Source organism: Paenibacillus sp. S-38, assembly GCF_049942825.1.
Lineage (GTDB): Bacteria > Bacillota > Bacilli > Paenibacillales > NBRC-103111 > Paenibacillus_G.
This window is the reverse complement of sequence record NZ_CP187970.1, coordinates 145254-167256: the sequence shown is the minus strand read 5'-3', so window position 1 is coordinate 167256 and position 22003 is coordinate 145254. Positions and strand designations below refer to the sequence as shown.

The following is a 22003-nucleotide window of genomic DNA, read 5'->3' as shown; positions in this document are numbered from 1 at the left end:
TCTTACAGGGATCTGTGATTTTTGGATATGGGACCTGGACGCCCGGAGGCCCTCTTTCTTCCTAATATTTTCTTTAGGGGAAGGTCTGCAGGGGGATAAAATAGAAAACGCCGCTTTCCGGCATGGTTCTGCTTCCGGAAAACGGCTGTTTGTTATTTGACGAGCTGCCCGCGGGTGACGCCGAGCTGGTTCGTGGACTTGAGGGTCTTCCATACCTGAGTGCCGCTGATCTCACCACGCAGCGCTCGGCTGTACAGGCCGAGGACCTCGCGCACTTTCTCCGCGGACTCCTCCAAGAATTCAACGCGGAAGGTGGATACCCCGAGTTCCATGAAGTCCTTGAGATATTCCGCCCCCGACTGGTCGATGGCATTGTACACCGTGTTGCGGCAGCCTTCGTCCACCCGCACCGGATGGGAGAAGCCGACGCGGTCCCTGAGCGATGCCCGCTGCTCCTCGCATGGACGCCCGCAGTTGGTGTAATTCGTGCCCGGGCTCATGAAGGTGCAGTACACGCAATGTTCCGTGTGGAACATTGGCAGATGCTGATGAATGACCACTTCTAATGTCGAAGTGTCGGCGCGCCGCAGCAGATCCACCATCTGCTGGATATTCAAGTCGTAGGACGGCGTGACCCGGTCCAAGCCCGCTTCCTTGAACAGTGAAACGGCCTTGTGGTTGGCCACGTTCAGCGAGAAGTCGCCGATGAGCATCGGACGCTTCTCGGACGGATGCTCCGCAAAGTAGCGCAGGAACCAATACACAGCGCCCGTGTTGCGCACAAGCACGGCGTCAGGGCCCAGATTCAGGATGTTCTTGAAGTAGCCGGTTTCCCCCGGCATATGGATCCGCGGCGTGGCCAGCGCAATGCGCTTCCCTGCGGCATGAGCGGCTTCCACGGCAGCGGGGAACTGCTTGATGAACTCAAAGTCGGCATACACCATGTCGATGTCCGACCGGCAGGCTTCAACTACCTGCTCGAGCGAGCGGCAGAGCACGGTCAAGCGGGCCTGCGCCTTACCGCCGGCCGGCAGAGCAGACGCAGCCGGCGTGAACGGGGCGTCATCGTACGCGCCGACGGGGCGCTTGATGTAAGCCGGCGGCTTCTCGCGGAGCTCCAGTAGCCGCTCCGCCGCTTCCCGGCGCATCGCATTGAGCTCACGCATCGGCACGATCAGATCGCCGGCCAGCTGGACATCGACGTCGGCCAGCTCGAACACCGTGCCGCCAAGGCGGCCGAACTGCTCCTCGAACAACTCCGCCGTCATCGGACGCTTCTCGGCCACAGCCAGCGGCAGCTCGGACTCCACGGTCACCGTGTTCCCGAGCAGGGTATCCGTCCAGACGCTCTTCAGCGGCTGCCCGGCGGCCCCAGTCACGCGGATGTGCACAGGGAACGTGCGGTAAGGCTTGTCCGTCTCGAACGTCTGGCGCAGGCGCTTGTCGAGATGCGGATCGTTCGTCTTCCAGATCCGGTCGCCGACGTGCAGGCGGGCGAGCGCGACGTCATTGCGGCCCGGGATGATCTCGATCTCCCCGCCCGGCGCTTCGCCTTCGAACTTGACGCCCTTGCGGCGCAGGTCGTAGACGCGTCCGCCCTCTTCCTTCTTCGTCGGGTCGCCCGCGTCGAACACGATGCCGTCGCCCCGCTTCAGCGGCGCTTCCAGCTCGCAGACGACGCCGTCGCGCAGGATCTGCTTCACGCGGCCGAGATACACGCCGCGGCTCTTCGGATACGTGCCCTCCACGAGCTGCTTGTTGTTCGTCCCCTCAAGGAAGCCGTGCGTGAAGCCGCGCGAGAAGCTCTGCTCGAGCTCGCGCAGCTCTTCCTTCGTCGGTCTCGGATTCTCGCCGTCGAAGTACCGGTCGATCGCCTTGCGGTACTTGCTTACCACGTTCGCCACATACTCTGGGCTCTTCAGGCGCCCTTCGATCTTGAACGAGGTTACGCCCGCTTCGATCAGCTCGGGAACGAGCTCGAGCGCCGCCAGATCCTTCGGCGACAGCAGATAGGCAATGTCACCCATCGGCTTATGCTCCCCGTCGACCATGAGGTCATACGGCAGACGGCACGCCTGAGCGCACTCCCCGCGGTTCGCCGAGCGGCCTCCCCACATCTCGGAGGTCAGGCACTGGCCGGAATAAGACACACAGAGTGCGCCGTGCACAAACACTTCCATCGGAAGCTTCGCCTGGTCGCCGATCGTCTTGATCTGCTTCAGGTTGTTCTCGCGGCCGAGCACGACCCGTTCGATGTCGAACGGCTTCGTGAACTCGACGGCCTCCGGCGAGGTGATCGTCATCTGTGTCGACCCGTGAATCGGGAAGTCCGGCGAAAGCTCGCGGATCATCTTCACAAGACCCAGGTCCTGCACGATAACTGCATCCACGCCGGCGTCGATACAGGCTTCAATGAGCTCCTTGGCGCTCTCGAGTTCTTCTTCAAAGACCAATATGTTAAACGTCAAAAAACCCTTCACCCCGTAGCGGTGCAGGAACGACATGATATCCGGCAGCTCGTCCGTATGAAAATTATGGGCACGCGCACGCGCGTTGAATTTCTCCACGCCGAAAAAGACCGCGTCTGCCCCGTTCGCCACGGCCGCCCGCAAACAATCCCAATCCCCTGCAGGAGCCAACAGCTCAATATCGCTTTTGCGAATGTCACGCATGATGTTGTCATTACCTCCGGAAAGTATAGAACCCTTTTCTCATAGTGTACCAGAAAAGCCTACTATAAACCATGGACCGCTGTTCCAGCGCCCGGAGGGCCGCATGCAAAGGAGCGGTTCGTCCCGGATCGGCTGCAGGATCCACGTCGGAAACCCGCCCGCCGATTACCCGCATCATTTCACCAAAAAGGCCCATCCGTGCTATAATGGCAGAGGAATTAAGCCCAGCCTGGTATGGGGGATTATGAATTGAGCCTACTACGACACCGCAAAGCACTGGCAGCCGTTCTGCTTCTGCTGGCCGCGGGTCTGACGGCTCTGCTCTGGACCGCCGAGAAGGAACTCACGGTCCGGATGCTGTACGCCACGCAAGGCGACCGTTACGACACCGCCGCCTACAGCCAGCTGCGCCAATCGCCGGCAGCGGGCCTGAAGCTGGAGCGGCGCAGCCTGGAAGGGCTCGGCGCCCGGCAGCTGCGGTCCTACGACACGATTGTCCTCGACCCGAACCTGGACGGGCACCTGACCGAAGAGCAGCGCAGGCTGCTTGCGGACTATGCCGCCGGGGGCGGGCATTTGTTCCTTGAAAATGCATTCGCGGATGACTTTCCGCTGGAGGTGCTCGGCGCGGCAGCCCTGACGCCCGTCAAGGCGCCTCCCAAAGAAAAGCTGCAGGCCGCCGCGCTGTCCCCGCCGGACAAGGATACGGGCCTGCTTGCCTATCCCGCCGTCGGCCTGAACGAGCAGGGCATCCAGCAGCTGCTGCGCCTCTTCACCGAGACATACCTGCGCCACGACACCGCCGGCACACTCAGCGGCTTCTCCTGGGGGCAGGGCATCGTCCCAAGCACGGCGCAGCCTCTGATGACGCTGGACGGCACCGCCCTCTTCACGCTGAACCGTTACGGCGAGGGAACCGTCTTCTTCTGCGGGGCCCTGCTGCCCAGCCGGTATTATCCGACCGGCTACGATCTCATCAGCGGGATGGACGGCACGCTCGGCTTCGACCGGCTCGCGGCTGAGCGCAATGCTTCGCTGCAGCCGGTGCCGGGAGCCAAGTACTTCAACCGGCTGGCGCTGAAGACCGAGCCCTCGTTCAGCTTCTCCTTCGCGGCGGGCAGCGCGCTGCTGCGCAGCGAGTACGCCGCCTTCGTGTCGAAGGAGAAGCTCGGGTACAGCGTCGAGAAGACGTACGGCCCATACGGCCGTCCCGCCATGGCGCACCAGAACCACTTCGAGGCCATGGAAGCTATCCGCGACGGCGAAGGGATCCAGTGGGCGGAGCTGCTCAAGAAGTACAACCAGATCCCGTCCTTCTCGCTTGTCCGCTCCGCGTTCACCTGGCAGCGTTGGCAGGAGAGCATGGTCGTGCACCTGAACACGGGCACGAAGGACAAGCCCGCCTTCGCCGGCGAAACGCCGAACTCGTTCTACTCGAGCGGCACCCGGCTCATGGGCGAAGGCGGCGCCATCCGCGGCGCGCTCTACCCCGGATCCCCGTCGCTCGGGGATCCGGTCACGCTGCCGTACCGCGCGGCGCCCGCGCTGGCGGATGTGACCGGCGACGGCCGGGCAGACCTCATCGTCGGCTCGGCCGACGGCACGCTGAGCGCGTACCCGAACCTGGGCGCGGACGACGCGGCCTATGCCGGGCAGCAGCTGCCGGCGGGCCTCGCTGCGCCCCCGCGGTTCGGGGCGCGCACGCCTCTGCGGCTCGCCGGCGGAGAGCCGCTCGCGGTGGGCGAGTACGCCAGCGCCGCGGCGTACGACCTGAACGCCGACGGCCGGCCGGATCTTGTGATCGGCCGGCCGGACGGCACGCTCGCGGCCGCCTACGGCGAAGCCGGCGGCACGTTCACCGCGCCCGCCCCGCTTATGGCGGGCGGAGCGGTGCTGCGCGGCGCCGCCCCGCTGGCGGCTGCGGTGGGCGACGTCACCGGCGACGCCGTGCCCGACCTGGTGGTCGGGGATGGCGCAGGCGCCGTGACGCTGTACCGCGGGCAGCCGCAGGCGGGCACAGGCGTGCAGGGCTTTGGCCGAGGCGAGCCTGCGGTCCGCCTCGGCCAGCCGTTCGCCGCCCCGTCGCTGCACGACATGAACGGGGACGGCCGGGTGGATCTGATCGTCGGCGGCCTCGAAGGCGACCTGCGCGTATATCTGCAGACCGGCTCCTCCGGTGCCGTCCCCGTCTGGACGGAGAAGGGCGCCGTCGAAGCGGCGACCCTGAATCAGGTCGGCGGACGGGAGCTCGTCGGCGGGCACAATGCCGTGCCTCTCTGGGCGGACCTGAACGGCGACGGGCTCGACGACCTTATCGTCGGGCAGCTCGAGTTCGGGATGCCGGAGCCGGTCGACGCTCCAAACTTCCCTTACGCGGAGCAGCTGAAAGCCTTTGTGGACTACAGCCGCTCGAACGCGCTGGAACTGTATCCGCACATTTATGTCCATAACTACACCAGCGACGAGCAGGAGCGCCAGGAGATTGCGCTGCACCGCCAGACGTTCGCGAAGCTGGGTATTCCCTGGGAGCTGACCGGCACGAACCAGCACACCTGGCGCATCAACAACCCGAACCGGGCCCAGACGCTGGGCAACGAACGGGATGCCGGCATCTGGTTCAATTTCGGCTTCAAGCCCTCCTATGCGGAGCATGACCCAAGGCTCGGGCCCGAGTACAGCTGGGGGCTGCCGTTCCTGATGAGCGATGCCTCCGGCGAGCCGATGCTCTCGAAGCCGATGTTGCTGTATACACCGGCACCGGTGCTGCGCAAGGGCACTTACGCGACGACCGATCTCTTCGACGCCTTCGCTGCGCTCGACCTGCCGATCGATTATTTCGAACATATTGAATATCATTTCCCGCTGCGCGTCGGGGAATTAACCGAGTTCGTCACGTACCTCGACGGACTGCGCAATCAATACGGCTATAACTTCATGACGGAGACGCAGATGGCCCGGTCCTTCATGAATGCCATGACCACCGAGGTCAAGCTGTACCGGCCTTGGCGTGAGGTGCTCTTCGACCGGATCAAGCGTCTCCTGGGACAGGACACGGAGCCCCGCTTCCGCGTGGAGGCCGATGCTTCCAATGTGCCGCAGCAGGCCGCCGAATACCGTGGCACGCTGGGGCTCGCCGTGGAGCGCGGACAGGCCTATGCCGGCCGCGAAGCCGTCACGGATGCCGAGGTGCGGGATACGCGCGGCGGCAAGCTGTACTTCGGCGTGCCGGAACGCGCCGAGGTCCGCTTCGCCCCGCCGGGGACGGCTGCGGCGGAGGATACCGCCGCGTTCCACCTGCTTCGCGTGAACGTGCCTTATACGCTTGAGACCCGGGACGACAGCCGTATCCTGCGCTTCGGCGCGGCCGGCATGCAGCAGGTCCAGCTGTATAGTCCCGTGAAGCTGGAATTCGATGGCGCCGATCTTCGCGTCGAACGGGATGAAGCGCGCGGCGTGTATACGGTCACGCACTTCGGGGAGGCGGGATCACTGACGATCCGCCCCCAAGGGACGGCCTCTCCCTCCCCTGCTTCCCGGTAACCCGAATATCCCCGGAGCGGACGGGTGCCTATGCGGATGCTCTCCAGTCTCCGCTGGCCCCGTCCCGCTCCCGTTTGATTATGTACATATCCAATTCAAGGAGGCTTTCCCATGCAGGACCTGCTTCAAGAGCTCGAATCCCATATCCGCACCCGTTACGAGATCGAAGAGGACGACGATGATTTTACGGTCGACGTGCATCTCTTCGACTATGGCTACATTGACTCGATCGGAGCTACGGCGCTGATCGCCCACATCGAGAAGACCTACGGCATCGCGGTGACGAACCAGGATCTGATGCTCTACCCGATGAATACCGTCCGCGAGATTGCGACGTTCATCCACACCAAGAAGGGGGCTTAACATCATCATGGAATGCGTCGTATCCCTGGAAGGCCTTGCCTCCAGCCAGCACGGACAGCTCAAATACGCCTCCGCCTTCATTGACGAGACGATCTCGGACATTCGCCTGGAGGGCGGCAGCATTCATATCGTCCACAACTCCCCGAAGGGCAACGAGGGGATCGAAGAGCGGGTCCGCAAGCTCATCGAGCGCTTCTCCCAAGGCGACTTCGGCTTCAAGGAGAACATTCTCTTCGAGCATAAGGTCGCCACTCCGTATGAAGGCGACATCATCGCCGAGCTGACCGAGCGCAAAATCATCAAGGTGCTGGAGCCGGGCCTGTTCATCTTCCGGGAGCCGTTCTCGAGCCTTATGCGCTTCTTCGACTACAGCTTCGTCTCGAAGATCGCCGGCCGCTTCGCCGGCGTGACCGAAGAGCAGTACCCGGCCGTCATCCACAGCACGACGCTGAACAAAACGAATCACTTCACCTCCTTCCCGGAGCATATCCACTTCCTGACGCACCTGCGTGAAGACCTGGATATTATCGAGGCCTTCTCCCAGTCGATCCGCGATGCCGGCGGCTGGAAGGAAGACATGGAGCTCGATCTGAACGCCAACATGCCGCTGCCCAAGTTCACCATGAACCCTTCGACCTGTTATCACTGCTACGAAGGGCTGCAGAACGAGACCCTGGAGAGCGACGGCCTGATCGTCACGGCCATCTCCAAGTGCCACCGCTTCGAGTCGCGCAACCATACGGACTTCGGCCGCCTGCTCGACTTCTCTATGAGGGAGATCATCTTCGTCGGCAAGCCGGAATTCGTCAAGGAGCACCGTCTCCAGGCGATCGAATACCTGAAGGAGCTTGCCGTGGAGTGGAACGTCGACAGTATGCTCGAGATCGCGAACGATCCGTTCTTCACGAACGACTTCCAGGTGAAGGCCTCCTTCCAGCGCAATCAGGAGATGAAGTACGAGCTCCGGCTGACGGTGCCAAGCGTGGGCAAGTCGATCGCCTGCTCGTCCGTGAACTTCCACAGCAACACGTTCGGCAATGCGTTCAACATCAAGGTCGGCAAGCGTCCGGCCGTGACCGGGTGTGTCGGCTTCGGCATCGAGCGCTGGGCATTCGCCTTCCTCGCCCAGTACGGCCTGGATGAGGCCCAGTGGCCTGCCGCCTTCCGTGAGCAGTACCACGCTTGGCAGGCGAAAGCTCTGTAACCCTTGGGGCTCGGGCCAATCATCAGGAGCACCAGGGATATCAGGGCATGAATGTCCCGCAGGATAGAGCAATCCGCAGACCCTGCCCCTGTCCTGCAGCCATAGAGAGCCGGCGGAACCCCTTGCGAATCAGGCAGCGGGTTCCGCTGTTTCTATGGGAACAAACTGGCTTTACCGGCCCTTCGGCGGCCGGCAACTTCTCGATAAAGTGTGGTTCCAAAGCGATGATGGCTTTTCTTCGTAAGAACAGTTTTGTGCTGCTGCTGCTGGCCGCCTTCGTCCTGACGGACCTGGCCGTCAGCTTGTGGGACCCCATGGTCACCTCGCGGCGTTTCTATAAGAATGACTTTACCAAGACGGTCTACCATCATCTGGGGCTGACGCACGGACCGGTCTTCTACGGCAACTCGGCTGTCACAGGCGCCTATATCGAGCCGGAGGCCAAGAAGTCCCCGCTGATCGAGATGGGGCTGTCCTACGGCAAGCTGACCGATCTGAAGGCCATCCTCGAGCAGGAACGCTTTCGGGTGGAGGATCAGCTTGTCATCGGGATCGATGTGCATACCATGATCGACAGCCTGGAGACCGACCCCACCTACCAATGGTTCAAGAAGCCTTACCAGCCTTACTTGTATACCTACCGCGATTATTTCCGGGATTCCGGTACCGAGCTCGCCCGCCAGCTGTATACGGGAGCGGTAGAGCTCGACCCGGCCAAGCTGCTCGCTTACCAGCCCCGCTGGATCGACAAGGAGCTGTACTTCGGACACAAGACCGATGAGGAGCTGCGCAAAAAGTGGGCCGAATACGACGAGCGCTTCGGCTGGATGGGGGAGCCCGATTACCGCGAAAACCTCGCGGCGCTCGACTGGATCCTGGCCTATGCGAAAGAACGGTCGCTTCCCCTGCGCGTCGTCTGGATGCCGTGGAACCGCGGCTACGAGGTCCCGCGCTATATGCCGGGTCTCCAGCAGGAGGTAAACGCCCGGCTGCAGGCCGCCGGTGTGCCGGTCCTGGACAAGCTGCAGGGCTATGATCCGGCCTTGTTCCACGACCTCGTCCACTTGAGCCGCCAAGAGGGCGCGCCCGTATTCACAAAGGAGGTGGATGCATGGCTGGCATCGCTCGCAAAGTCCTCGAAGTAATCCTGTATCTGGCTATGCTGATTTTGGTTATCGTTTATTTCACCGGCGAAGGGGTCTTTATCTACGAAGACTTCTAGGAGCTCTGCCAAGGCCGGAGTTCCCGCTATGGGTGCGGCGAAGAAGCCGCAGCCCGGCATGATGTCATGTCCGCTGGATGTCCTGGAGGAATCCCGATGTTTTATCTCAACATGAACGCCGTGCTGGCGATTGCAGGCATGGTGATCGTCCTGGCGCTGACCCGCAGATGGCAGGGGAACAAACGCCTGCTGCTGCTCGCGTTCAATCTGTGTTTTCTCGTCGTGTTCAGCTCCAAGCTGTTCTTCTTCTATCTCGGCTATACGGCGCTCAATTACCTGGCCTTCCGTTTCTTGAGTGCTGTGACCCGCGCGCGTCTGGCCTGGTTCATCGGGCTGATCGCGCTGAATGTCGGCATCGTCTGCTCGCTGCGGCTCTTCGATATGAAGATTCTTACCGGCACCTGGTACGATGCCGCACTCGTCATCGGCATCATCTATAATGTGCTTAAGGTTATCGACGCCCTGTATTTCGCCTACTTTTTCAAGCAGGACGCCAAGGCCCCGGTCATCGATTATTTCAATTATATTCTCTTCCTGCCGACCTTCACGTCGGGTCCGATCCTGAAGTTCCGCGACTTTATGGCGGACGCCAAGCAGCCTTACCGGGTGGATGCGGCACAAGCTGAGGTGAACATCAAGCGCATCATCCTCGGTATGTTCAAAAGAGTGGTGCTCGTCACCTGGGCCAGCTCCCTCTTCAACCATGTGTCGGAGGGCGAGTTGCACACGCACGAGTCGATATTCCTGATGGTCGTCTTCTATGCCTGGATCTACTTCGACTTCTCCGGTTACTCGGATATCGCGGTCGGTTTCGGGCGGCTTATGGGCTATAACGTGCCGGAGAACTTCAAGAAGCCGTTCTCGTCTCCGACCTTGACGCAGTATTGGCGCAACTGGCACGCCACGCTCGGCGACTGGTTCCGCGACCACATCTTCATCTTCTTCTCGAGGCAGACGCCAACCAAGTGGACGGCAGCCGGCTTGTCCGTGCTGATCATGGTGCTCATTGGGCTGTGGCACGGCTTCTCGTGGCTGTACCTCCTTTGGGGGATCTACCACGGCGTATTCATTGCCCTCGAGAATCTGCTCGGTCGTACGACGGTCAACAAACGCAAGGTGTCCAAAACCCACTTCTATGCCCGCTGCGCCCTGACCCAGCTGATCGTCACGCTGGCCATCATCGTGTACAGCCCGAACGAAGAGGTTGTGATGAAGATCTACCGCGGCCTGCTCGACTGGCCTTGGTGACGGTCATCTGAACATGAAAAAGAAGCAGCGATCCGTGAACCGGACGCTGCTTTTTTCGCGGTCCCAGCGGACCCCTTTCCCGGAGCTAGCCATACCAGGTCCGCCAGGACGGCCGGGCATCATTCGCTGCCAACGGCCTTATCGCAAAATAACCCCGCTTTCCAAACCCATCGATGCTTCGTCCGCCTGCCCAAATTCCCAAGACAGTCTGCTGCGGTCGTCCTTCCTGCCATGCCTGTGCGTCATAATGCGGGTTCAGCTTGCGTCCGGCTGTGCCAGAGGCAGCTCCTTCCGCGAATCCTGAGGCTGACTGGACACGAAGGAGAGCTGCAGCTGGCCTCCTGTAGGAGACAGGCACAGATCGCCCACATGCTGGAACACGTCGTTGCCATCCTTCTGATGCACATGCACTAGGCCTGACTTCAAATTGATGTCGAGCGAAAGCTGATCGGACAGCTCAACGAGACATTGGTGCTTCTTAAAGCTGCCGGGAAACCGCAGCCATGTGCCAACAGCTGTTTCAACGATTTGAGTGTCTTTTCTCATGTATTCGATCCGCCCTCTCTAGATAATTTGGAAAGCCTGGGAAAGACACAACTATCATAAGGGAAACCGCCTGCAAAGTATCGTGAAAGGTGTCGAGGATAAAGGGAAATAAGCCCTCTTTCTTGAGGAAGTTTGGACAGGGGGCTGCCGGCTTTTGTCGGAAAAACACACTTTGAGAAGTGTGGCAAAGAGTGGTATAATTTTGATTGAGCTGTTTAGTGTACACGCGTTCATTTTATACATAATCCTCGGAGGTGTCCTTATGAAATTAGGCGTATTTACGGTATTGTTCCAACAAAAGCCACTGGAAGAAGCACTCGATTACATTGCGGCTCAGGGGCTGCAGGCTGTCGAGATCGGCACCGGAGCGTACCCGGGCAATGCTCACTGCAATCCGGACGTGCTGCTGGCCGATGACAGCAAGCTGAAGGCGTTCAAGCACGCTGTGGAATCCCGCGGCCTGACGATCTCCGCCTTGAGCTGTCACGCCAATCCGCTGCATCCGCAGAAAGCAATCGCGAAGGAAGCGCACGACACGATCGTCAAGACCGTCGACCTCGCCCAGAAGCTCGAAGTGCCTGTCGTCAATACGTTCTCCGGCTGCCCGGGGGATTCCGACGACGCGAAGTACCCGAACTGGCCGGTTGCCCCTTGGCCGCCGGATTTCCAGGAGATCCTGGACTGGCAGTGGGCGAACAAAATCATCCCCTACTGGACCGAAACCGGAAAGTACGCTTCCGAGCGCAGCGTCAAGTTCGGCCTGGAGCTCCACGGCGGGTTCTCCGTTCACACGCCGGCTACCCTTCTCCGTCTGCGTGAAGCTGCCGGCGATGTGATTGGCGCCAACCTCGATCCAAGTCACATGTGGTGGCAGGGGATCGACCCGGTGCAGGCGATCCAGATTCTCGGCCGCGCCGGCGCCATTCACCACTTCCACGCCAAAGATACGTCGATCGATCCGATCAACGTCAACCGCTACGGCCTGACGGACATGCAGTCGTACAGCAACATGCTCGACCGCGCATGGCAGTTCCGGACCGTAGGTTACGGTCACGACATGAAGGTATGGGCTGACATCATCTCCGCCTTGCGTCTGGTAGGCTACGACTACGTCGTGTCCATCGAGCATGAAGACGGCCTGATGTCCGTTGAGGAAGGCTTCACGAAGGCCGTACAGAACCTGCAGCAGGTTCTGATCAAGGAGCCGCTCGGCGAGATGTGGTGGGTGTAAATACCCGCCCCTCCTTCATAGGGTAGCTTAGAGTATGAAAAAGGAGTGCTTCCGCAGAGGAACGCACTCCTTTTTGACGTAACTGGATGGCCTTGTTAGTTTGCCCAGCCCGGCGGCTCTTTCGGCACCCATTCCTCGCCGCTGTAAACTAAAAAACCCCGAACCGGGCTTGGCCGGGGTCCGAGGTTTTTGTCAGGAATCAATACGTGCCTATTCACCAGTAGAGGTTACAGCTGGCCCATCCAGCCCATCACCATTACTACTGTCATCAATCCGAATACGGCCAAACTCACAAGCCCAAAGCCGATGGCAAACGGATTCTTCTTCTTCGCGCCGAGCAAACGAATCACGCCGATGGCAATAACCAACGTGAACAGGATTACAAACGGGTCGAACCCGGTAAACGAGCTGGCCGTTGCCGCTCCTGCTTCAGCAGCCATAAACATGGAGAGACCTCCTTCAGTATACAAAAATGCTTAACTCTTATCTTATCCTGAGACGAACTGGAGTGCAAGCCGCATGTCCCAAGTGTAACAACTTTGTCATCTTTTGGCCAGGATAAGCCTTGTTTTCGGTATAACAGGGTCAAAGGGATTGTCGGATATTCTGAAAAGTGTTACGATGAAAGCAGTCCCATTCCTTTGTTCTGTAAGATCCCGCTCCTATAAATTATCCATTTCTTCGAGTATTTATAACCGCGGGCCGCACCGGTTTATCATGTTGGTGCTTCTGGGACACCTACTATCCTTCCAAGGACGTATCTTCATCTAATAACGCACAAGCCGGCTGTACGGGATCGCCCGCCAGCCGGCTTTTTTGCATCGCCTGACACACTCATCAAGACCCTGGGATCGCCGGATTGTCATACAGTCCATGCTTCGCCGCGTACCGCCCCCAGTGCGGACGGCGGCCATCGATATCCGAATACCCGTATTCCTCTGACAAGTCCCAGCTTGTGAGAATACGGCCCGTCTTGTCTGCCAACTTCGGATCGGCTGCCAAGGCAGCGATCCCCCGTCCAAGCAGGTAGGGTGTTTCGGACTCGGCATAGTGGGGCTCTTGGGCGATGGCATCCTGCCAGTTCTCTTCCGTCACTCCGAAGTAGTCGAGCATCTGCTCAGATCGCAGAAAGCCCGGCGTGACCGACAAGGCAGTAACTCCGGTAGGCTTCAGCTCGGCTGCCATGGCCTCAGCCAGGTGAATCCCTGAGATCTTGGCCAGCGAATAGTAGAGATTGCCGCGGTACCGGTAATCAAACCCGTCCGTTACTTCAATGATCAGCCCCTGCCCCCGGGCTGTCATCAGCGGTGCCCCATAATAAGAAGTGATCATATGAGAATGCACGGCCTGCCTCTGCATCTGCAGCCCATCCTCCAGGGAGGATTCCCAGAATGGCTTGCCCCATGCAGTCAGGTGCTCACCACCCCATATGTCGTTAACCAGGATATCCAGCCGCCCTTCCTGCTCCTCCCGCACCCGGACGAACAAATCCCGGACCTCTTCCACTACGGTATGATCGACCCTCACGGCGATCCCCCGTCCCCCCCGGGCGGTAACCATCTCTGCGGTCTCGTCAATCGTCTCCTGCCTTCCGATCGACGACAGCCGCCCCCTTACACTTCTACCCGTACAGTACACGACCGCTCCGGATTCTCCTAGAGAAACGGCGATCGCCCTTCCAGCCCCTCGTGTGGCTCCTGCAACAACAGCTACTTTGCCTTGTAATGACAGCATCGATGAATTCACCCTTTCCCGTTGCTTTATTCTCCTACAATATAGCCGATAACCCCGACAATCCTCGTCATAGATACCCGTTATTACCAAGGCGTACGACTGAATGGAGCACTCCGACAGCACCTGAACCCTCTGCTCGATTTGTCCCGCATGGGCTCCATCACGGAAGCAAGCTGGATCCTTATCTGGCTTGCCCCATTAGATGTGTGATGAATGCTCCGGGACCGGTGGTCTATTCTCTCTTTTTTTACCGAGGAATCGCTACACGTGTTAATTATGATCACATATCGAAAATATATAATATTGATAAGAGCGCTTTCTATTAAAGTTTGCAGTTTACATGTCAATATATATAACATATAATTGAAGAAAGTTGAATCTTAGGAGGTGCAAGCTTCATGTATTCGGTATCGCCCGCTCCCTGCTGCACTGTCCCCTACGACCGCGCCGCTGCCCAAACTTCCTTTCGGACACGCTCCTATCGCCTGCCCCGTCTCTCCCGGCTGATGACTCAACTGCGGCGGCAGCTTCGCAGACAGCGTCCGTTGTCCCGCAGCTTGGCCTAGTGACCATCTACTCTACCCGAAAGCGGGTGTCACCATTGACGCGCAACCGAATCCGGGCTGCCGCCCTGCACGAGTTCGCTTCCAAAGGCTATGAAGGCACACCGTTGTCCGATATAGCCAAAGAAGTCGGAATCAAGACGCCTTCGTTCTATGCCCACTTCCGAAGCAAAGAGAGCCTGCTCCTACATCTCTACGACGAGGTGCTTCAAGAGCGGGTAGAGACCGTTCTCCGGCTGATCGCCCGGCTGGAATCGGCTCCGCCTGACGAGAAGCTCTTCCGGATGCTGGTTCTTTTCTGCCATGGAGAGGACGTCAGCGAAGAAAAGCTTCTCTTCCTCAAACGCCTGACCCTGTTCCCTCCTCCTGCCCTGGAACAGGAAATCAAGGCGCGATTCCTCGCATCGGAGCGCCTGCTCTCCGAACCTCTCTGCCGCATCTTCCGTGAAGCGGCAGACCTGGGAGTCATTCGTTCCACTCCCGCAGACGAGCTTCTGTCCTCGTATTACTGCCTGGTTGACGGCTGCTTCATTCAGCGATTCTACTATCCGCCGGAAGAAGCGGAGCGCCGGCTCCACCTCGCCTGGCGCATCTTCTGGAACGGTATCCGCAGCTGATACCGTTTCGGAACGCTGCTCAGCCTGATGCTCTGGACCTTGCAAGAGAGACCCCCCCTCTCTCCCCCCGTCGGTCTTCCTCCCCGCGACAGGCCCTCTACCTTCCCTCCCAGCTTCAGCGTCATAACCAAAAAAGCTCTGGAGTCGCTTAAGACTCTCAGAGCTTTCTTTTTGGTATACGTATGAATCCCGATCTCTAGGAGACGACGGCATCCTCCATCTCTTTCAGCCGCTGGCGGTAGTCCTCCGAGCGGGCCCGGTCGCGTTCCAGAATCGGCTTGAGGTACCGGCCGGTGTACGAGCCTTCGACCTTCACGACATCCTCCGGCGTACCGGTCGCTACGATCGTTCCGCCCCGGCTGCCGCCTTCCGGACCCAGATCGATAATGTAATCGGCCGTCTTGATCACATCAAGGTTATGCTCGATGACGAGCACCGTCTCGCCGTTCTCCACGAGGCGGTGAAGCACCTTGAGCAAACGGTCGATGTCGTCGATGTGCAGACCGGTGGTCGGCTCATCGAGAATGTAGATCGTCTTGCCCGTGCTGCGCCGGTACAGTTCCGCTGCGAGCTTCACCCGCTGGGCTTCCCCGCCGGAGAGCGTGGTAGCCGGCTGGCCCAGGTTCATATAGCCGAGGCCTACGTCGAGGAGCGTCTGCAGCTTGCGGTGGATGCGCGGGATGTTCTTGAAGAAGTCGCAGGCATCCTCGATCGTCATCTCCAGCACTTCGGCTATGCTCTTGCCCTTGTACTTGATCTCCAGCGTCTCCCGGTTGTAGCGCTTGCCCTTGCACACTTCGCATGGGACGTAGACGTCCGGCAGGAAGTGCATCTCGATCTTGATGATCCCGTCCCCCCGGCAGGCTTCGCAGCGGCCTCCCTTCACGTTGAAGGAGAATCGGCCTTTTTTATAACCACGCACCTTCGCCTCCGTCGTCGTGGAGTAGACGTCACGGATGTCGTCGAACACGCCGGTATAGGTGGCCGGGTTGGACCGTGGCGTCCGGCCGATCGGTGACTGGTCGATATCGATGACCTTGTCCAGATGCTCGAGCCCCCGGAACTCCTTGTGTTCGCCCGGGCGTACCTTCGCCCCGTTGAGCTCCCTGGCGAGATTCTTGTAGAGAATCTCGTTAATGAGCGTACTCTTGCCGGAGCCGGACACCCCGGTCACACAGGCGAACACGCCAAGCGGGAACTTCACATTGACGCCGCGCAGGTTGTTCTCCTTCGCCCCGCGTACCTCGATCCACTTGCCGTTCGGCTTGCGCCGTTCAGCAGCGACCGGGATGAACTTGCGCCCGCTGAGGTACTGGCCGGTCAAGGAGTTCGCATCCTCCATGATCTCCTTTGGCGTCCCTTGAGCAACCACCGTGCCGCCATGGATCCCCGCACCCGGCCCGATATCAATGATGTAATCGGCAGCCATCATCGTATCTTCGTCGTGCTCGACGACAATGAGCGTGTTGCCGAGATTACGCATGTGCTCCAGCGTCTGGATCAGCCGGTCATTGTCCCTCTGATGCAGCCCGATGCTGGGCTCATCCAGGATATACAGCACGCCCATCAGGGACGAGCCGATCTGGGTCGCGAGCCGGATCCGCTGTGCCTCACCGCCGGACAAAGTGCCCGCCGCCCTGTGCAGCGTCAAGTAATCGAGCCCCACATTGACGAGGAACCCGAGCCGGGAGCGGATTTCTTTGAGGATCAGGTGGGCGATCTGCATCTCCCGCTCGGTCAGGTTCAGCGAATCGAACCAGTTCTGAGCTTCGCCGATCGAAAGGGAAGTGACGTGCGCCACGTTGCGGGCGTTAATTGTCACGGCCAACGATTCGGGCTTCAGCCGGTCGCCTTTGCACTTGCCGCAGGGCTTCGCGCTCATGTAAGTCTCGATATGCTCGCGGATGCCCTCCGAGAAGGTATCCCGGTAGCGCCGCTCCAGGTTGTGCACGATGCCTTCGAAGGCGACCATCGCTTCTTTCTTATGGCCGAAGTCGTTCTCGTAGCGGAAGCGTACCTTCTCCCCGCCCGTTCCGTAGAGCAGCTTCTGCATCTGATCCTTGGACAGCTCACCGACCGGTTTATCCATCGGTATGCCGTAGTGAGCACACACGGCCGCCAGGAACTGCGGATAGTAGTTGGAGGTGCTGCCGGCCCAAGCTTCGAATGCGCCCTCCTCGATGGAGAGCTTCGGATTCGGCACAAGCAGCTCCGGGTCCACGATCATCTTCTGGCCCAAGCCGTCACAATCGGGACAAGCCCCGAACGGCGAGTTGAACGAGAACATGCGCGGAGCCAGCTCCTCGATGCTGAAGCCGCATTCCGGACAAGCCAGGTTCTGGCTGAAGAGCAGTTCTTCCTTCTCCATGACGTCGACGATGACCCGGCCTTCGGCCAGCTTCAATGCCGTCTCGAGGGAGTCAGCCAGACGGGTCTGCACATCATCCTTGACGACAATCCGGTCGACGACCACTTCGATGCTGTGCTTCTTGTTCTTCTCGAGCTCAATGTTCTCCGACAGCTCACGGATCTCCCCGTTCACCCGCACACGGACGAACCCCTGCTTCTGGATGTCTGCCAGCAGCTTCGTATGCTCGCCCTTGCGCCCGGAGATTAGCGGTGCCAGGATCTGCAGCCGGGTGCGTTCCGGATATTCCATGATGCGGTCGACCATCTGCTCTACGGTCTGCGAAGTGATCTCAATCTTATGAATCGGGCAGTGAGGACGGCCGATCCGCGCGAAGAGAAGACGGAGATAGTCATAAATCTCCGTTACCGTACCTACCGTAGAACGGGGGTTGCGGCTGGTCGTCTTCTGGTCGATGGAGATGGCCGGAGACAACCCTTCGATCGAGTCCACATCCGGCTTATCCATCTGGCCGAGGAACTGCCGCGCGTACGCGGACAGGGACTCGACATACCTGCGCTGCCCTTCGGCATAGATCGTATCGAACGCCAGCGACGATTTGCCGGAGCCGCTGAGCCCCGTCAGCACGACAAATTTGTCCCGGGGGATCGTGACGTCGATGTTCTTCAAATTGTGCGCCCTAGCGCCTTTAATGATAATGTTGTCTCTGGCCACGAGCCATCCAACCTTCCCTTCGCTACAGCTCCGCCTTCAGCTCCAGCACCGCATCGCGAAGCTCCGCGGCACGCTCGAACTGCAGATTCTTCGCTGCTTCCTTCATTTCCTGTTCCATCCGTTCGATGAGACTCATCCTGTCTTTCTTGGACATCTTCGTCTTCACGTCCGCCAGGTACTCGGTCTTCTGCTCCGCTACCTTCGTCGCTTCGATCACGTCGCGCACTTTCTTCTGTATCGTCTGCGGCGTAATGCCGTGCCGTTCGTTGTATGCCATCTGGATGGAGCGGCGGCGCTCCGTCTCCTTGATCGCCTTATCCATGGAGTCGGTGATCTTGTCGCCGTACATGATGACGCGCCCTTCCGAGTTCCTCGCCGCACGGCCGATCGTCTGGATCAGCGAGCGCTCTGCCCGGAGGAAGCCTTCCTTATCCGCGTCGAGAATCGCAACCAGCGATACTTCCGGCAGGTCAAGGCCCTCCCGCAGGAGGTTGATGCCGACCAGCACGTGAAACACGCCAAGGCGCAGCTCGCGGAGAATCTGCATCCGCTCGAGCGTCTTGATGTCGGAGTGCAGGTAGCGGACCTTGATGCCGATCTCCTTCAGATAATCGGTAAGGTCTTCGGCCATCTTCTTGGTCAGCGTCGTGACCAGTACGCGCTCATCTTTGCGGATGCGGTCGTTGATCTCGCCGAGCAGATCGTCGATCTGCCCCTTCGTCGGACGCACTTCGATGATTGGATCAAGCAGCCCGGTCGGCCGGATGATCTGCTGTACCATCTCGGGGCACTTCTCGAGCTCATACGGTCCCGGTGTCGCCGAGATATACAGCTGCTGGCCGACCTTCTTCTCGAATTCCTCGAACCGCAGCGGCCGGTTATCCATCGCCGACGGCAGACGGAAGCCGTGATCCACGAGTACTTCCTTGCGCGCCCGGTCCCCGTTGTACATCGCCCGCACCTGCGGCAGAGTGACGTGCGACTCGTCGATCATGCAGATGAAGTCATCCGGGAAGTAATCGAGCAGCGTATAAGGCGTCGCGCCGCGCTCCCGGAACGTCAGCGGTCCCGAATAGTTCTCGATGCCGGAGCAGAAGCCCATCTCCTGCATCATCTCGATGTCGTAACGCGTGCGCTGCTCCAGCCGCTGAGCTTCCAGCAGCTTGCCTTGGCCCCGCAGCTCTTCCAGCCGCTCTTCGAGTTCCCGCTCGATGTTGACGAGCGCCCGCTTCATCGTCTCTTCCCCCGTTACGAAGTGAGATGCAGGGAAAATCGCGATATGGTCCCGCTCGCCGAGAATCTCGCCTGTCAGGACGTCAATCTCCGTAATCCGCTCGATCTCGTCCCCGAAGAGCTCGACACGGACGGCATGCTCGCCGTGCGAAGCAGGAAAGATCTCAACGACGTCACCGCGGACGCGGAACGTCCCGCGAACGAAGTTCATGTCGTTGCGCTGATACTGGATGTCGATCAGCCGGTGCAGGATATCGTTGCGCGAGCGCTCCATCCCCACACGCAGCGACATCACCATGTTGCGGTACTCCATCGGCGAACCGAGACCGTAGATGCACGATACGCTCGCCACAATGATGACGTCGCGCCGCTCGAACAAGGCGCTGGTCGCCGAGTGGCGCAGCTTGTCGATCTCGTCGTTGATCGAGGAGTCTTTCTCTATGAAGGTATCGGAGGACGGAATGTATGCCTCCGGCTGGTAGTAGTCGTAGTAGCTGACGAAGTACTCGACGGCATTGTGCGGAAAAAACTCCTTAAGCTCGCTGCACAGCTGCGCAGCAAGCGTCTTGTTGTGCGCCATGAGCAGCGTCGGCCGGTTCAGCCTGGCGATGACATGGGCGGCAGTGAAGGTCTTCCCCGTACCCGTTGCTCCGAGCAAGGTCTGATAGCGCATGCCGGCCTCGAAGCCCTCGATGAGGCTCTCAATGGCCGCAGGCTGGTCACCCTGGGGGGTAAAGTCGGATACGAGCTGAAATTTCTTATCGCTTACGACGACTTCGTTATGCATGGTCATCTCATCACCCGTTCATTATAAAGAGTGGTAGGTTTTGCTAAAGTTTTCCGGCTGCGTTTCCGATAACATACTTTAGTTGAAGTATACCTTAACGGATTGCGGCTTGGAAGCGGTCCGGTCGTATTCCATGATAGGAATATTTGTTCCCATCCATTATACTTGTTTTCTCCCCCTCATGCAAACCGTTCCATCTCCTTTCTTACCCACTTTTCGGGGGATGTAAGGATGGGAGGCCGCATTATAACACAAACTACCTTGCATATATGAGGACGGACTGCAGGGACAGGCGTTGGAGTACGGGCGCTTCGGCGCTGAATTTATAGCTTAATCAGAGGTGAATAGAGCGTGGACTTGACGACAATCATTGGCATTCTGGCCGGCCTGGCTGCCCTCGTCGGGGGATATCTGTGGGATGGGGGCGATCTGTCTTCCCTCTTCGTGCCGAGCGCGCTTCTTATCGTGATCGGGGGGACCCTCGGAGCGGTTGCCGTTTCGTTTCCCTGGTCCCATCTCAAGGGAACGGCAGGCGCGCTGCTCCTGGCCTTCCGCAGCCCCCTGTCCGATCCTCGCCGGCACATCGACGAGATGATGGAAATGGCATCCGTAGCCCGGCGTGAAGGCGTGCTGGCCCTCGAGCAGCGCGCACAGCAGCATCCCGATCCGTTCCTGCGGGAGGGGCTGACGATGGTCGTGGACGGAACCGACCCTTCTCTCACCAAACAAATTCTCGAGCTGGAGATGGACTCCCTCGAGCAGCAGTACGACAACCGTGCCCGCGTCTTCGAGTCTGCCGGAGGCTACGCTCCAACCATGGGCATCATCGGTACCGTCATGGGACTCATTCATGTTCTCGGCAATCTTACGGAGCCCGCTATGCTTGCCCCGGCCATTGCCGTCGCTTTTACAGCTACCCTGTACGGCGTCTCCACGGCCAACCTGATCTATCTTCCGCTGGCGAACAAAATTAAAGTAAGAGGGCAGGAAGTGATCGCCGAGAAGGAACTTCTGCTCGAAGGCATTCTTGCCCTGCAGGCCGGGGAGAATCCGTATCTCATCAAGAAAAAGATGCTGTCGTTCCTGGTCAAGGACCAGAGCGGACGGCCGGAGGAGGGGGATGACGATGGCACGCCGGCGTAAGCGCATAGCCCCTCCCGGCGGTGGAAGCCACGACCGCTGGCTGATCACGTACGCCGATTTGATCACCCTTCTTTTGATTTTCTTCGTGGTGATGTACTCCATGAGCAAGGTTGACCTCGATAAATACGACGTGCTCTCCGATGCGCTCCGCTTTGAGTTCAAGCGCTCCAATTCCGTGCTCAACGGAGGAAACGGCATTGCCGGCGGTGCAGCTCCCCCGCTTGACTCCGATGACGCCAGAGTTCAGCTGGAACGCGAGAAGCAGCTGTACCGGGAACGCCAGTTCCAACAGATGGTCGGCCAGATGCAGTCTTACATTGAGGCGAATAACCTGCAGGCTCAGGTGGCCGCGGCTACCACTTCACGCGGCGTGACCTTCACGCTGAACGATCTGTTCCTGTTCGATCTCGGCAAGGCGGACCTCAAGCCGGAGGCCAAACCGGTGCTGGAGAAGCTCGCAGGCCTGTTCGCGGAGATTCAGGCCACGATCAGCATCGAAGGACACACGGATGATCTGCCGCTGGCCACCGGCTCCGTCTATGTCGACAACTGGGGACTGTCGGGAGCCCGGTCCCTCTCCGTGCTCCGCTACTTCCTCTACGACACGCAGCTCGATCCGCAGAAATTCGTCTCGGCATCCTACGCTCACACCCGGCCGGTTGTAGAGAATACGACCGCGGAGAACCGGGCGAAGAACCGCAGAGTCGAGATCGTCGTCCTATGGGAAGAGCCGGCAAGCTGACCATTCCTATTCTTGGATGCCATTATCTCCAAAAAGCCGCTTGTGCATGCAGCACAGGCGGCTCTTTGTTGCAGGT

The 22003-nt window shown here is 59.6% G+C and carries 15 protein-coding genes; 9 read left to right on the top strand and 6 right to left on the bottom strand.

Annotated features, from left to right (window positions below):
• Positions 1-152 precede the first annotated feature (152 nt).
• Positions 153-2672, bottom strand: a complete 2520-nt coding sequence (locus ACP26L_RS00760; RefSeq protein WP_426450558.1) for a DUF3656 domain-containing U32 family peptidase — start codon at positions 2670-2672, stop codon at positions 153-155.
• Between the two features lie 249 nt (positions 2673-2921).
• Here ACP26L_RS00760 and ACP26L_RS00755 point away from each other — a divergent pair, with 249 nt between their 5' ends.
• The 5 genes from ACP26L_RS00755 (at position 2922) to ACP26L_RS00735 (ending at position 10249) form a co-directional block, all read left to right on the top strand.
• Positions 2922-6212 (top strand): FG-GAP-like repeat-containing protein, encoded by a 3291-nt coding sequence (locus tag ACP26L_RS00755; protein WP_426450557.1) that lies wholly within the window; start codon positions 2922-2924, stop codon positions 6210-6212.
• A 111-nt stretch (positions 6213-6323) separates the two neighbouring features.
• Entirely contained in the window at positions 6324-6575 is a 252-nt protein-coding gene (locus tag ACP26L_RS00750) for an acyl carrier protein (protein WP_013913971.1), read from the top strand.
• A 7-nt stretch (positions 6576-6582) separates the two neighbouring features.
• Positions 6583-7779, top strand: coding sequence for a hypothetical protein (locus tag ACP26L_RS00745; RefSeq protein ID WP_426450555.1), 1197 nt, complete (start codon positions 6583-6585; stop codon positions 7777-7779).
• Between the two features lie 224 nt (positions 7780-8003).
• Positions 8004-8924, top strand: coding sequence for a hypothetical protein (locus ACP26L_RS00740; RefSeq protein WP_426450554.1), 921 nt, complete (start codon positions 8004-8006; stop codon positions 8922-8924).
• Positions 8925-9097: 173 nt separating this feature from the next.
• Complete coding sequence (locus tag ACP26L_RS00735; RefSeq protein ID WP_426450552.1) at positions 9098-10249, top strand: MBOAT family O-acyltransferase; 1152 nt, start codon at positions 9098-9100, stop codon at positions 10247-10249.
• Positions 10250-10504: 255 nt separating this feature from the next.
• On the opposite strand, the gene ACP26L_RS00730 is transcribed toward ACP26L_RS00735, so the two are convergent.
• Complete coding sequence (locus tag ACP26L_RS00730) at positions 10505-10795, bottom strand: hypothetical protein (protein ID WP_426450551.1); 291 nt, start codon at positions 10793-10795, stop codon at positions 10505-10507.
• A 262-nt stretch (positions 10796-11057) separates the two neighbouring features.
• Between ACP26L_RS00730 and ACP26L_RS00725 the strand changes: the two genes are divergently transcribed.
• On the top strand, positions 11058-12026 hold the full coding sequence (locus ACP26L_RS00725; protein ID WP_426450550.1) for a sugar phosphate isomerase/epimerase family protein: 969 nt from the start codon (positions 11058-11060) through the stop codon (positions 12024-12026).
• Between the two features lie 227 nt (positions 12027-12253).
• Here ACP26L_RS00725 and ACP26L_RS00720 read toward each other — a convergent pair whose 3' ends face one another.
• Together ACP26L_RS00720 and ACP26L_RS00715 are read right to left on the bottom strand one after the other, a co-directional pair.
• Positions 12254-12472: a DUF2759 family protein gene (locus ACP26L_RS00720; protein ID WP_426450548.1), complete on the bottom strand. Its 219-nt coding sequence runs from the start codon at positions 12470-12472 to the stop codon at positions 12254-12256.
• Positions 12473-12863: 391 nt separating this feature from the next.
• Positions 12864-13760 carry an SDR family oxidoreductase gene (locus ACP26L_RS00715; RefSeq protein ID WP_426450547.1) on the bottom strand — a complete coding sequence of 299 codons (897 nt, stop codon included), beginning with the start codon at positions 13758-13760 and terminating at the stop codon, positions 12864-12866.
• A gap of 592 nt (positions 13761-14352) precedes the next feature.
• Between ACP26L_RS00715 and ACP26L_RS00710 the strand changes: the two genes are divergently transcribed.
• Positions 14353-14940, top strand: a complete 588-nt coding sequence (locus tag ACP26L_RS00710; RefSeq protein WP_426450546.1) for a TetR/AcrR family transcriptional regulator — start codon at positions 14353-14355, stop codon at positions 14938-14940.
• A 196-nt stretch (positions 14941-15136) separates the two neighbouring features.
• On the opposite strand, the gene uvrA is transcribed toward ACP26L_RS00710, so the two are convergent.
• Together uvrA and uvrB are read right to left on the bottom strand one after the other, a co-directional pair.
• On the bottom strand, positions 15137-18022 hold the full coding sequence (gene uvrA, locus ACP26L_RS00705; protein ID WP_426450545.1) for an excinuclease ABC subunit UvrA: 2886 nt from the start codon (positions 18020-18022) through the stop codon (positions 15137-15139).
• Between the two features lie 22 nt (positions 18023-18044).
• Positions 18045-20042 carry an excinuclease ABC subunit UvrB gene (gene uvrB, locus ACP26L_RS00700; RefSeq protein WP_426454776.1) on the bottom strand — a complete coding sequence of 666 codons (1998 nt, stop codon included), beginning with the start codon at positions 20040-20042 and terminating at the stop codon, positions 18045-18047.
• A 351-nt stretch (positions 20043-20393) separates the two neighbouring features.
• Here uvrB and ACP26L_RS00695 point away from each other — a divergent pair, with 351 nt between their 5' ends.
• Together ACP26L_RS00695 and ACP26L_RS00690 are read left to right on the top strand one after the other, a co-directional pair.
• Complete coding sequence (locus tag ACP26L_RS00695; protein WP_426450544.1) at positions 20394-21185, top strand: flagellar motor protein; 792 nt, start codon at positions 20394-20396, stop codon at positions 21183-21185.
• Positions 21169-21927, top strand: coding sequence for a flagellar motor protein MotB (locus ACP26L_RS00690; protein ID WP_426450543.1), 759 nt, complete (start codon positions 21169-21171; stop codon positions 21925-21927). Before ACP26L_RS00695 ends, ACP26L_RS00690 begins: the two co-directional genes overlap by 17 nt.
• Positions 21928-22003: the final 76 nt, after the last annotated feature.